This window comes from Parageobacillus sp. VR-IP, assembly GCF_013357975.1.
Classification (GTDB): domain Bacteria; phylum Bacillota; class Bacilli; order Bacillales; family Anoxybacillaceae; genus Saccharococcus; species Saccharococcus caldoxylosilyticus.
In genome coordinates, this window is sequence record NZ_JABVYQ010000009.1 from 23,467 (window position 1) to 36,612 (window position 13,146).

Annotated in this window: 10 protein-coding genes; all 10 read right to left on the bottom strand. The window is 47.1% G+C overall.

Features of this window, described 5'->3' with window-relative positions; all coding sequences use genetic code 11:
- Positions 1-184 precede the first annotated feature (184 nt).
- Entirely contained in the window at positions 185-1,765 is a 1,581-nt protein-coding gene (locus HT574_RS17255) for a SagB family peptide dehydrogenase (RefSeq protein ID WP_175245555.1), read from the bottom strand.
- A gap of 11 nt (positions 1,766-1,776) precedes the next feature.
- Positions 1,777-3,720 carry a TOMM precursor leader peptide-binding protein gene (locus tag HT574_RS17260; protein WP_175245556.1) on the bottom strand — a complete coding sequence of 648 codons (1,944 nt, stop codon included), beginning with the start codon at positions 3,718-3,720 and terminating at the stop codon, positions 1,777-1,779.
- The gene (locus HT574_RS17265; protein ID WP_175245557.1) at positions 3,720-5,684 is read right to left on the bottom strand and encodes a putative thiazole-containing bacteriocin maturation protein; all 1,965 of its coding nucleotides are present in this window, start codon (positions 5,682-5,684) and stop codon (positions 3,720-3,722) included. The genes HT574_RS17260 and HT574_RS17265 overlap by 1 nt, the downstream gene beginning before the upstream one ends.
- Before the next feature lie 158 nt (positions 5,685-5,842).
- On the bottom strand, positions 5,843-6,124 hold the full coding sequence (locus HT574_RS17270; protein ID WP_175245558.1) for a heterocycloanthracin/sonorensin family bacteriocin: 282 nt from the start codon (positions 6,122-6,124) through the stop codon (positions 5,843-5,845).
- Positions 6,125-6,446: 322 nt separating this feature from the next.
- Positions 6,447-6,596 carry a hypothetical protein gene (locus HT574_RS17275; RefSeq protein ID WP_175245559.1) on the bottom strand — a complete coding sequence of 50 codons (150 nt, stop codon included), beginning with the start codon at positions 6,594-6,596 and terminating at the stop codon, positions 6,447-6,449.
- Positions 6,597-6,739: 143 nt separating this feature from the next.
- Positions 6,740-8,122 (bottom strand): 23S rRNA (uracil(1939)-C(5))-methyltransferase RlmD, encoded by a 1,383-nt coding sequence (gene rlmD / locus HT574_RS17280; protein WP_175245597.1) that lies wholly within the window; start codon positions 8,120-8,122, stop codon positions 6,740-6,742.
- Positions 8,123-8,198: 76 nt separating this feature from the next.
- Positions 8,199-9,119, bottom strand: coding sequence for a diacylglycerol kinase (locus HT574_RS17285; protein ID WP_017434367.1), 921 nt, complete (start codon positions 9,117-9,119; stop codon positions 8,199-8,201).
- 122 nt (positions 9,120-9,241) lie between these two features.
- On the bottom strand, positions 9,242-10,765 hold the full coding sequence (locus HT574_RS17290; RefSeq protein WP_175245560.1) for a flotillin lipid rafts scaffold protein FloT: 1,524 nt from the start codon (positions 10,763-10,765) through the stop codon (positions 9,242-9,244).
- Entirely contained in the window at positions 10,762-11,322 is a 561-nt protein-coding gene (locus tag HT574_RS17295; RefSeq protein ID WP_175245561.1) for an NfeD family protein, read from the bottom strand. Before HT574_RS17295 ends, HT574_RS17290 begins: the two co-directional genes overlap by 4 nt.
- A 588-nt stretch (positions 11,323-11,910) precedes the next feature.
- On the bottom strand, positions 11,911-13,125 hold the full coding sequence (locus HT574_RS17300; protein ID WP_175245598.1) for a S1C family serine protease: 1,215 nt from the start codon (positions 13,123-13,125) through the stop codon (positions 11,911-11,913).
- Positions 13,126-13,146: the final 21 nt, after the last annotated feature.

Genomic DNA, 13,146 nt, shown 5'->3' on the forward strand with positions numbered 1-13,146 from the left:
TGTTCTTTTTTTGTAAATCAAAAACTTCCCGATTCATACCTCCTTCTTTCTCCGTTTCGAGGCGAGAGATTTCGCGGGACAACGTTAAAAGCAAAGACTGGAGACCTCTCTTATGTTAATAATAGGAAACAACTATAAAACTACCATATGTCTACTTTGCAACAAAACCAAAGTCTTGTTTCTCCTAACTGCGCAAACTCCCTTTTAACCAAGCGCGAGGACGATAAGGTCCGATTGGAATTTGGATTAAGCTTGTTTTTCCTCGCGAATCGATCTTGTAAAGTTGATCGCATAAGTTCACATCAAATCCGAGAAGTGGGTGACCGCCCATCCCTATGGCAGACGCCACCAAGAGCAGTCGTTGCACGAGCATCCCCGCCTCCATTTGTTGAATGCGATATCCTCTATATCCTAATTCCATTTGGAGGTGATCCCTGTCTCCTACCACATGTAGACAGAGCGGTACTTGGAACAGATTAACATTGTCCATTGACATTCCGTATTGCAGGTAGTGCCGATAATCTCCAGAACGTATCCGTCCTAACGCATGAACAGTACTGTCATAGAAGTAAGCACCATTTGGAACATCTTCAACGTTATAAAAACAGCCATACAGGGAGACACGGGACGATGGATTCTCATGTTCTCCATCTAAATCATTTCGATACACGAAAGAAAGCGTCGCCTCTTGCAACAAAATGGCCAATTGTTCTTGACTCACCTTTCCTAAAACAAAATCCATGCCTGGTGAATATCGCTTCTGGCAGACGGATGCCAGATCATACGATAACCGTTTCACACAAGGCAGAACTACCGCTTGCATCCCACAAGTACCTTTCTTTTCTCCTTTAATCTGCCGAAATGATCGCGGTGATTCCAACATCGATGCTTCATTCATTTTCCTCAGCATCGGATAGTCCATGATCCTCCGCGACCGAATATAGTAATGATGCTGAACTGCTGGCAATTCTCGGCATAATTCAGTGGCAGAAACACTTTCTTCTAAGTTATTATTGTTATCAGACCAAGTGATGGAAGACTCCACAGTTAATGCAATAACCGCATATACACTCTCTTCCTGTCCGGATAGCCCAATCAGATGGTTGATCGCCCTATCAAGAAATTGAAAATACACTGCCGATGCGAAGCCAAACTGTTTCGCCACTTCCAACAGCTGCCCGATTAGCACGCCGGCATCCAGCCCTTGCAGCCGATAAGCAAAATTATTGTATTTAAAGAAATTCTTCCAAAACATTGTCGATACAAAAACAATACCGAAACAAGCCGACACGTCACAACGATTGCCCAGAGCCCTAGTTATATAGGAATCAAAATTACCTTCCCGCAACAATACTAAACGATGGTGTGCCACATCGTAATGGTACACTCCATCTGGAACATCCTTTATCTTCAAATACAAGTATAATTCATTTGGATACAACGCCCCTCCCGAAGGAACAAACCGCCGGTGCAATTGCATTAGGTTTGCCGCTTGTTCCGTGAAATCCAAGGCAAAGTCTGCTTGGCAAAATTGAGTAAGGCCGAAAACGTACCAGAGAAAATGCCCTATTTCTTCTAGATTGAGCTTTCCAGATGCTTCTCTTCCCTCAAGCGTTAACGGTACCTCCGGAGAGAGCGGAACCACTGGCAAGTTGCGGTACAGCTTATAGGCAAGCGGCGCATCTCCCCAATCGACCTCCCAATCTGGCGGTACAATCTTTTCGACATCAAAATGAAGATTGTATAAAAATGTATCCAGATTCATCCTCCCACCTCCTATGGAAACGGATGAGGATGTGGATTAAGCTGTTCAAGCGTGAGCGGTTGTTTTGTATACCCAAGTTCCATAGGTACCCGGAGTACCCTCTCCAGACCGGTCACGCGGGTGAGGTGATGCCCAAATGTCATCGGTAACATTCCCGGAATCAGTACTTTCACACAATATAATCCGTTTCGTTTAATTACGGGTGTTGTCTGGTCCACCACAATTACCTCGAGGTTCAATTGTCGAAACTTCTGAAGAATACCCCGCAGGTCATCAGTCAAGTCCGTACTCTTCGTTTGCCGCTCGAATTCCTCTTCAAACGTTCGCAACGGACGATTGTCATCCAACAAAAATTGCAGGCGCTCCTCCGCTTCCGGTAAACCGTACAGCATGCCATGGTCCTCCATCTGCTGCACTAATAACGGATCGTGTAACATTTTCTCATATTTCTTTCGGTTTGCCTCCAATTTCTCGTCAAGCACAAGCATCATGCCAGCTAACTCGTGAATCGCGCTTTTCACCGCCCGTATGGGGTCCGGATGAGCTCCAGCGGCACAAATAAGATTCAACCCCTTTTGTTTTCTGTTTTTCGCCACTGCCCAGACGCTTGGAATCCCGTGCTCCATCGTCGAGTTGAAAAAATACAGATCATATCCCGCCACTGCACGCACACGTTCGACCATCAACTGTAATTCTTTATCGTTAGCGGAATTAGGGTCAAGACGAGGAAGAGGCAGCTGCGCATACCAAGTCATCAAGAATGAATCACGCTCCACCACCTCCAAAATGGCATGGAAAATCGCTTCCTCTAAACTTCCGCCTAATGCACATCCGTTGGAAGTTTCATAGACAAAGCCATCCCCGCCGCCCAAACTGTAATATGCGAGCAGCTCTGGAACCAAAATCGGACGCTCTTGTAAAAACGAATAACCCCATACCCAATTCATTGGACGATCAGGATGAAACGGTTTGAACGGAAAATCGGGCTGCGCATACTGTTCCTTCGCATGCACTCCTACCTTTAATGGGTTGAGTGCTTGATCTGCTAGGTTTCGGTAACTGTCATAAACCACCGTCCGTTTGCCACGAGGTTCGATACCACAATATCTCTCCAACCCCTCCAAAATGGCGGTTAACTCGCTAACCTCATAGGAATGAGTCCGACCTGCTACTCCCTCGTCACCTATAAACAACGGCATATTGACAACGACATCCGCAAACGGCAGCACGAAATGATGCATTTTACCATTCAATAATCCAGTTCGGTAATCTAGATAGTCTTTGACCAGAACTTCTTTTAACTCCTCGATCGGACGACAGCGGTAATTGTCAGCGCTGATCTTCGGACTTGGCTGCAGCGATATGCGGGCTGCTGCCGGTGAATCGTCGGGTAATTGACCGCATACCGTACATAACGGTTCGGGCAGAAAGAAATGGCATGAGTTCTTTAATGTTTTTAGGTTGATTAGGAACAACCTTTCTTCTAAACGGGCACGACTTCCTTCCAACACACTCTGCGTCTCCGTGACGATCAGGTGAGCCATCTGCAAAAGTCCTGTTCGTGATGCCCATGCATCACGCTGTATTCCTCCTTGCATCGCCATCCTCCGTTGCAGCTCCCACATCTCCTTGCGGTCGTACCCCGCTATAAGGCGTCGCATATCCGCGCACTGGGAGCATCCCGGAGTATTAGGACGAACTAGCGGACCGATCACTCCCTCACCAAATGAAACGAAACCCCGAAGCCATGGAATGCCTAATGGCCGTAATACCTCTTCCGCCTTGTGGTGAACCGAGGGATGCCAAGCATCGTGCAACACCAGAGCCAAACCCGTTTCTTCCGGAATTCCTTCCTCGAAGTCGATTTGCCGAACTACCTGATATTGAGCGGACAATTTTTCATACACAAAATCTGCCAATACCCCTTCTCCAACCATCAATACGCAAGTCCCCATCAGAAATCCCCCTTTCTTAACAGCACGCCAAACACCCCTGCCAGCTCTTCTTTCAAAAAAGGTTCTATCGCTAAATCAAAGACGAAGAGCTGCATCCTGTTCTGTTCCAAGACCTGCATGGCGGACTGCAAGAGCTCCAATTGTGCCGTTCCTTCACAAGCAGGGATCTCAAGTCTTAATGGCTCTTCTTCGTTTAGAAGAACGGATGAATCCTCTAGCGCTTGTATTCGAAGTGAAGCCGCTTGATTTTGTGCATCCATAAGCGCCTGCTCTAGCGCTTTCCGCAACGCCATTGTGATATTCAAACCAGCGCTTCCATACCAGCGGCCGCCCGTGCCAACCCATACCACTGGAAAGCCTGACACTTTCTCTCCCAAACCAATCATCGGTGGTCCATGCATCGTCGTCAGTGCCTGCAAATAAAACCTGCAATGTTCGTCTTCTACCGTACCCAACTGGACCTGAAAAATAGGTTCCCTTCGATTAACCTGCCGTTTGCTCAGCTCCTCGTCCAAGCACTTTTGCAATCCTCGGCAAATGCCTTCCGCAATCGTTTCCCCTGCTCCGACACCGATAAATTCCTGTGGTGTGATCACACCAACTTCTTTTTCGCGGTTTAAAGATGACGTAACAAGTAAATCTATCATTGGCGATACATACGATTCAATCCCAGTCAACCCCGCTTCCCGCCGTGCCTCCTCATGTGTGAGACCTGCACAGACAACTTCCGGAAGCAGCTCAGCCGGTCCCTCCGATAGCGGGTTCATAGCTTGAACGCGGCACTGGGCCAACGGAAGCTGCTTCAAGCCGCCTTCCTCCCATATATGGAAAATTCCTGATTCTGCGGATGTCAATTGATTGAAATAATGAAACAATCTACTCGGATCATTGCGGCTCGAATTCTGTTTAAGCCTCCAATCCAGATCTTGAACCAATCCAGCCTCCACACGTCCAATCGTCACCAGTGGATGCTTTATGAACGAATGCCAGCCACCTTCCAATGTCTCCAGATCGAGAAGGAAAAACTGATTTCTCTGTTCCGATTTCGTCACTCCTGTAACTTTTTTGAATAATTCAAATACTATCACATTTGCCAACATCGCTCCCGCTGTGGTAGAAAAAGTTTGTAACGGCCGGTCTTCGCGAAGCGCGGATCGGTGTATGCGTCGCCATGCGGACTCCCAGCATCCCTCAGAGTCCGGATGCACTAATGGACCCGCTAGCCCCACTTGCTGCAAAGATATGGCGGGGAGAAACCCCTTTTTCTCCTCCCTACAAACGGCATGAAGAGCCCGCAGCTCCTCTACATTGCCCTCCTGCGAGACATACAAAATCCACTCAAATGGCTGCACAACTTCTCTCCAGGAACTCCCCTCCGCTCCTTTCTGCAAGGCTATCTCCTCTATTTTTACTTCGGAGTCCGTTTTGCGGGCATTCTCCACCAGTTCCTTCAACCGCACCCGATTAGTAGGCATCGAATTTGTAATCAGAACATGGAACTTAGGCAATCCTGATTCGATCAACGCAGAAACCAATGAGACCAAAAATGGGCCAGAGCCGATTGCCAATATTTTAGATTGACGATATACTTGAAAACGGAACGCACCGGAATCGACGAAACTTTCTATAAATTCGATTTGTGAAGCATACTTTTTGAGGATCTTGCTGTCCAATTGATGCGGACGGTCTTGGCTCACATCCCGAACAAAGCCGTTTTTGTACAGAATTTCTGCAATTTCATACACCCTGTTCCGATATGAGGTCGATAATCCCTTCGTCAATTCTCCCAATGTGTGCTCTCCGTTAAACATGGGCATCAGTTTTTCAATCCACTGATAGATTGTTTTGCCTTTCATACGAAAAGAACTTGAGTTATTCCTAAAATATACGCCACCGTTTGGATCAGGGATAAAAAATGTGTCTTTTTTCACCTTCAGACGCGAGGAAGCGTTTAGATTTTTCATTCTACCCCTCCGTATCCGTGAGTTGTTCCTAAATGCGTAGTATCATTTTATGTACATCTATTTGTCCTTTATGTTCATTTCATAAAGCGGGGCCCCTGCAGAGAATTACGCAGGGGCAGTCCATTCTTCTTAGGTAATCACCTTTTTGTGCTAGGGGACTAGAAAGTTCCGCCAAAACCTCCTCCCCAGCAATGGAAGCAGCTAAAGCAGTTGAAACAACGGCCAAAACACTGGCCAAAACAACGGCCAAAACACTGTCCAAAACAACGGCCAAAACAATGGCCAAAACAACGGCCTCCGCAACGTCCTCCACAGCGTCCACCGAATTGACGAGCATCATCAACCAAATAGGTCTGGGTTTGAGGATCCCAAACCATCACCTCACCCGCTGCGAAATCATCCAACCCTAACATTTGAAGTTCATCTTGGAAATTATACATTTCACACCATCCTTATTAAATTTTTTTGTAGTTTCTGGCGACTTAACCAGAGACAGGGATGAGAGTAGAACGAAAGTAATCAGAAAGATATCTGCAAATTCAGATAAATCCACCGACTACTTCGAGTACTCTCATCAACAAGCTATGTACTCTGTTGGGTAGTTGTTACTGATTGAAGTGCCTATTTTACTGATTGAAGCGCCTATTTCATTGAGGCTTCGTAAAACCGTATGAACCTCTCTCACCCTTATTCCATGAAGAGGTGAGAGTTTCTTGCCATTTCCATCGAAGAAGCTTCTGCGTAGAAGAAGGCGGTCCCCTTTCATCCGATGCCTGCATTGAAAGCTTCCCCGATGGATTCCATAAGCAGCATCGGCATCACACCGATGGGGCGGTTCAGTCCTTCTACTACTTCTTGCTTACGCAATCCGTAGATATGTTCGTTTTTCGGAATCAAAACACTCCTGATCATCTCCCCCTTCACTTCGTTTAGAGAAAGGGGGACTTCTTGGGAAAAATATCAAAAACAAAGGTTTGAGGGAGAAGAGCTTTTCTTTCTCCCTCAAACCTTTATCCTTGTCAAACACACAACTTTATTTCGATTTTAGCACGAGTTTATTTATGCTTTACCATTTCAAGTTTAGCGACACACTCCACATGCGCAGTATGCGGGAACATATCCACCGGCTGCACTTCGATCGTTTGATAGCCGCCGTCTTCGAGGATTCGTAAATCTCTTGCCAATGTCGCCGGATTGCAGGAAACGTACACAACGCGCTTCGGCTTCATGACGATAATCGTTTGCAAAAGCGTTTCGTCACAGCCTTTGCGCGGCGGATCGACAACGATGCAATCGGCGCGGATGCCTTGTTCGTACCATTGCGGAATGACCGCTTCCGCCTCTCCTACGGCAAACTCGACGTTGGTGATGCCGTTTAATTGCGCGTTGCGCTTGGCATCTTCAATCGCCTCCGGCACGACTTCCACCCCGTACACTTTTTTCGCGTTTTTCGCTAAAAACAAGGAAATCGTACCGATGCCGCAGTAAGCGTCGATCACCGTTTCCTTTCCCGTTAATTCCGCATACTCGAGCGCTTTTTCATATAGCACTTTTGTTTGTTCCGGGTTAACTTGATAGAAAGATCGAGCCGAGATCGCGAATTTAATATCACCGATGTAATCGTAAATGCATTCGGCTCCCCACAGTACTTTCGTCTCGTCACCCATAATCACATTCGTCTTTTTTGGGTTAATGTTTTGGATAACCGATTTTACATTTGGCACGGAATCAATAATTTCTTGCACAATTTTCTTTTTATGCGGCAACTCTTCCGTGCGGGTAATGAGAACGACCATGACTTCTTTCGTCGCCGCCCCATAGCGCACCATGATATGGCGGAGCACCCCTTTATGCGATACTTCGTTATAGGCAGGGATGCGGTATTTTTCGCAAATTTTTTTCACCGTCTGTACGACGACATCGTTCATTTCCTGCTGGATGAGACAGGCATCCATATCGATAATTTCATGGCTGCGCTCTTGGTAAAATCCCGCGACCAGCCCGCCTTCGCGCTCGCCGACAGGCACTTGCGCTTTGTTGCGGTAGCGCCATGGGTCTTTCATGCCGATGACAGGATGAACGATGACATTTTCCAATTTGCCGATACGCGCCATTACTTCTTTCACATGTTTCTGTTTTGCTTTGAGCTGTCCTTCGTAGCTTAAGTGCTGCAGCTGGCAGCCGCCGCACTGCTTGTAAATCGGGCACAGGGGCGCGACGCGGTCCGGGCTTTGCTCATGCAGCTCGATAAGGCGTCCGTAGCCATATCCTTTTTTCACTTTGATGACTTTGATTTTCGCCTTCTCGCCCGGCAGCCCGTTTTTGACAAAAACGGGAAATCCGTCAATTTTAGCGACTCCTAAACCGTCATGTGTCAAATCTTCAAATGTCACATCATAATATTCATTTTTAGCTACTGGAGCTTCGACTTTGGTCATCATCCTTCACCTTTCGCGAAAATTGCTGTCATGATTGTAGCACACAATTATGTGCAGCACAAAAAGAGAACAGGGATTAGTACCCTGTCCTCATTTGCTCTGCTTTTTCTTTAGATACCAATACTTCCAAATGCCGGTACAAATTGACGAATTCCCCTGGAAGCATGCCGCCGAACTCTCCGTCTAAATTTAACTGCATCGGCGACATCACTTTAATGCGGTTTGCTTTCGTGTAAATGAGATTTGGGTCGTTAATATGTTCGCCGCGCGCCGCGAGCGTTACAAGCCGGATAAACTCAGCCAAATTCGTTTTCTTTAAAATAATTAAATCAAACATGCCGTCATTCAAAGACGAATCCGGCGCCAGCTTTTCAAAGCCGCCGACCGAGTTCGTCAGCGACACTAAAAAGAGCATAATTTCGCCTTCAAATATTTTGCCGTCATATTCAATGCGCGCTTCTGTCGCCTTGATCGACGGAAGCATCTCGATTCCTTTTAAATAGTAGGCAAGCTGGCCAAGCATGGTTTTTAATTTGCTTGGCACTTCATAGGTTAATTCGGTTAAACGGCCGCCGCCGGCAATATTAATAAAATAGCGGGTTTTCCCTTCATTCATGACGCAGCCGATATCGATCGGAACAGCTTCCCCGTTGGCGATAATGTCGCATGCCCTTTCGATCGAACGCGGCACGCCGATCGCGCGGGCGAAATCATTCGTCGTCCCGACTGGAATAATGCCAAGCTTGGGGCGATAATCTTGATCGGCAATCCCGTTAACGACTTCGTTGATCGTTCCGTCCCCGCCGGCAGCCACCACTAAGTCAAATTCGCGCTCCACTGCTTTGCGGGCCGCTTCCGTCGCATCGCCCGCCCCGGTTGTCGCATGGCATGATGTTTCATATCCCGCTTTTTCCAATTGTACTAATACTTCCGGCAAATGCCGTTTAAATATTTCCCGGCCTGATGTTGGATTGTAAATGATCCTTGCACGCTTCATCGTTTCATCATCCTATTTTATTAATGTCAATTCCACTATTTAACATAATAGCGGAATCGCCCAGCGGTTGCAACGATGACATCTCTCCATCAAGAAAGGGCTGCTCTTCTCAGCCCCTTTGATTATTGCCCTGCTGTTTTCCGTTGTTCCGCCGCTTCTTCATTCACTTGGGCGCCTGACGGTTCCACATTTCCTTTCGCCGCAAAGTTTTCTAACAATTGTTTCACATCGATCCCCGCGGAAGCTTTCAATGTTTCCTGCAGGCTGGCCATTAAGTTGGTCGCATAGCCGGTGATGCGGTTCGCACCGCCGTTTGTGCTATTAGAACCCGTATCGACAATCGTAATTTTATCAATATTGGCAAGCGGGCTCGCCACTTGTTTTGCGTATTCTGGAAGCATTTTGATGATCATGTCGAGAATCGCCGCTTGACCATAACGCTCGAACGCTTCGGCGATTTTTTGTTTTGCTTCCGCTTCCGCCAAACCTTTCAGACGGATAATTTCTGCCTCGGCTTCCCCTTTTGCTTTTTCTGCTTCCGCTTTTGCCAATCCATCGAGGCGGATGCGCTCCGCTTCGGCTTTCGCCATTGCTTCGATCCGGTATTTTTGCGCGTCCGCTTCAGCTATTAGCTTCGCTTTTTCCGCCGCCGCGGCTTGCTCAATCGCATAGCGTTCGGCGTCCGCTTTTTTCTTCACTTCCGAATCATATTGCCGTTCGCGGCGCAAAATTTCTTTTTCTTCCAATTCGATTTGCTTTTGCCGCTCAATAATTTTAATTTGCATTTGCTGCTCGGTGACTTCCTGTTTCGCTTTAGCTTCTTCCAAATGATACGCCTGATCGGCGCGCGCTTTGGCGATATCTTGTTCCCGGCGGAATTCGGCAAGCTTCAATTGATTGATTTTTTCCGCTTCCGCGATTTCCGTCAGGCGCTCGAGCTCCGCTTTGCGCGCTTCTTTATCCGCTTCTGCGCGTTTAATGCGTGTTTCTTTTTCCGCTTCCGCCGTCGCGATATCGGCGTCGCGCTTCACTTGGGCGATGCGCGGTTTTCCAAGCGCGTCTAAATAGCCGTTTTTATCGCGTACATCTTTAATCGTAAACGAAACGATGACAAGCCCCATTTTTGCCAGGTCTTGCGAGGCGACGCGCTGCACTTCTTGCGAAAATTTATCGCGGTTTTTGTAAATTTCCTCCACCGTCATCGAACCGAGAATGGAACGAAGATGGCCCTCTAGCACTTCCTTCGCTTCATTTTCCATATCCTGGCGTGTTTTTCCTAAAAATTGTTCCGCTGCTGTGGCAATCTCGCCGATCGAACTGCCGACTTTAATGATGGCAACGCCGTCCGCCATGACGGGAACGCCTTGTTCCGTATACACTTCCGGCGTTTGCACGTCTAATTTAATAGAAAGCAAGCTGAGCGGTTCGGCCTGCTGGAAAATCGGCAGGACAAACGTGCCGCCGCCGCGGACAATTTTAATTTTATTGCCGGATTCATCGACATGCACATTTTTGCTTCCTAAATAACTGCCTGTCACAATGAGCGCCTCATCTGGGCCGACCGTACGGTAACGGGTGATAAAAATGGCGATTAATCCGACAAGAAGCAGCACAACCACTCCAATGACTACTAACAATGGCGTCATTCCATATATCCCCCTTTATGTAATGATGAAATATCATATGGATCGTGCTTCGCCACCACGGCGACGCCGTTTTCCATTTTCACAACGATCACTTCCGTTCCGGAGGCAATTTCTTCGTTGTTTATGCTTTTGGCCGCTTTCGAAACCGCGCCGCTTTTGCGCGTCAATAAAATTTCGCCAAATCCATCACACGGAACGGTGACGATCACTTTAGCAAGCGAGCCTTCCAAGTCCGTATCGAAATAATTTAATGATGTTTCTGCCGACCGAAGCGGAATAAAGACGAAAAAATGCAAAAGCAATACAATAATGAGTGCAATTCCCCCGCTCATCGCCGCAATCAACCAGGAAGGCAGCTCCGTATATCTTTCTAACAAAAAACCGGATGCGCTGCCAACTGTGAAAAATGATAAAACGAGTTGCGGGCTAAATAACGGATGATCGGGCAGCTCGAAAACGCCATCCACCACATCGCTAAAGAAAATATATAAGAGTGTCAAGCTCCCGCTTACAATCAGGACAGCAAGATACACCGTTTCCAATGGATAGCCGAACACCCCCGTTTCCCCCTTCCCTCGTCATTTACCTTATCATACGAAAGACATCTTGCTTTAGTTTCATCCATTACATTTTTTCGACAACTTTCCTCATATTTCCTCTATCTTTTTCAAAAAATACCGTTTGCACGGTACAAACAAGGTCCGTTTACCACACACATCGAATGTCGCTACATACTAATCGTTGTTTGCTTTAACATGGATAGGCAATTGCAGCGCGCTCTTTGGATGTTGCTTTTTCTTTCTCCATGCGGCAAATAAAGCCATTCCATAAAACGCCATGTAGGCGAAAAAGCGCGGGCGACCCCTATGCCCGCGCTTTCCTAGAGGCGATGCATTTCTTCCTACACAGTGATGACAACCACCAGCGCTTTTTCATTTTCATTTCTATGTCAAAACTTCTTATAATAATCCATTTTTTAATCACTCAAAAAACGGGAAATTAAGCTATTTGCCCTATATTTACATAATATTCGAAAAGTTTAATTATCATTCCTGCAAGCCAAAAGTAGTATGATGCACGGTATAAACGGTTGTTTCAAAAAAAATAGCCTGTCCGTCCATGCGAACAGGCATCAGTGGATATTATTATGATTCGCTGTCTCCTCTCGCCCGCAATGTAATGGAAGTTGTTTTCTTTTCTCCATTGCGATAAAAGACAACCCTCACTTTCTCACCAATTTTCGTTTTCGTATATAAATATCTTCGCAACGCACTGACGCTGTCTACCTTTTGCCCATTCATTTCGACGATGACATCTTTCGATTGAAGTCCCGCATCCGCAGCTGGAGAGAACGGTTCTACCGCTGCCACCGCCGCTCCTGCCGTTACGCTGCCTGGCAATTGCAGCTGTTCTTGTCGCACCTCATCGGAAAGATCGGCGACATCCACAAGCTGCACGCCAAGATACGGACGCTTTATTTTCCCATATTGCATCAGCTGTTCCACAATCGGCTTGACATCTTCGCTTGGAATGGCAAATCCTAATCCTTCCACTCCCGTTTCAGAAATTTTTAAACTGTTAATTCCTATCACTTGCCCCGCACTATTAATAAGCGCGCCGCCGCTGTTACCCGGGTTAATCGCAGCGTCGGTTTGAATCACGTTTAACTCCCATTCGCCAGCAGAAGTAGAAACGGGCATGGTTCGCTTTCCGCTCACAATTCCTTCCGTCACCGTCCTCGATAAATCAAGGCCAAGCGGATTGCCGATCGCCGCAACTGGCTCCCCGATCCGCAACTTGGACGAGTCACCAAAACTTGCTACTTTGGTGACGCGGCTGCCATCAATTTTTAATACCGCTAAATCCGTTAGCGGATCGGCTCCTACAATCTCTGCTTTCACCTTTTTGCCATCAGCCAGCGATACTTCTACTTTGTTCGCCCCTTCAATTACATGGTTGTTCGTGACAATATACGCGGTATTTCCATCTTTTTTAAAAATGACTCCCGAACCGGTTCCCGCTTCCTGGTCTTCTGTGCGATCAGAAAAGAAATCTTCCTGCTTTTGAATGTTCACGACACCGACAACGGCATCCGTGACGTTTTCAATTGCGGTTATCATATTATTGGATACGCTTCTCGTCGGCTGCAGCGGGAGAGCCTCTGTAGATGTAGAAGTGCCGGTCTGTTTCGTTTCTCCTGCAGATGACGAAGGTGACGAAATGCCAACCTTCGGCGCAGCGTATAACGTAATCGCACTGCCAAGCACCGCCCCAGCAAGCGAAGCGGCAAGCCAAGAAAAGAAACGGCCTTTTTTCGGCGGTCGAACGGTTTGTGACTCATATGGTGGCATCATATTCATATCCATCGTTCCTTTCTCCTT

Excerpts from the sequence above, each read along its gene's own strand:
- HT574_RS17255 (WP_175245555.1), bottom strand. The coding sequence starts at position 1,765 with ATGAATCTGGATACATTTTTATACAATCTTCATTTTGATGTCGAAAAG.
- HT574_RS17260 (WP_175245556.1), bottom strand. The coding sequence starts at position 3,720 with ATGGGGACTTGCGTATTGATGGTTGGAGAAGGGGTATTGGCAGATTTT.
- HT574_RS17265 (WP_175245557.1), bottom strand. The coding sequence starts at position 5,684 with ATGAAAAATCTAAACGCTTCCTCGCGTCTGAAGGTGAAAAAAGACACA.
- HT574_RS17270 (WP_175245558.1), bottom strand. The coding sequence starts at position 6,124 with ATGTATAATTTCCAAGATGAACTTCAAATGTTAGGGTTGGATGATTTC.
- HT574_RS17275 (WP_175245559.1), bottom strand. The coding sequence starts at position 6,596 with ATGATCAGGAGTGTTTTGATTCCGAAAAACGAACATATCTACGGATTG.
- rlmD (WP_175245597.1), bottom strand. The coding sequence starts at position 8,122 with ATGACCAAAGTCGAAGCTCCAGTAGCTAAAAATGAATATTATGATGTG.
- HT574_RS17285 (WP_017434367.1), bottom strand. The coding sequence starts at position 9,119 with ATGAAGCGTGCAAGGATCATTTACAATCCAACATCAGGCCGGGAAATA.
- HT574_RS17290 (WP_175245560.1), bottom strand. The coding sequence starts at position 10,765 with ATGACGCCATTGTTAGTAGTCATTGGAGTGGTTGTGCTGCTTCTTGTC.
- HT574_RS17300 (WP_175245598.1), bottom strand. The coding sequence starts at position 13,125 with ATGAATATGATGCCACCATATGAGTCACAAACCGTTCGACCGCCGAAA.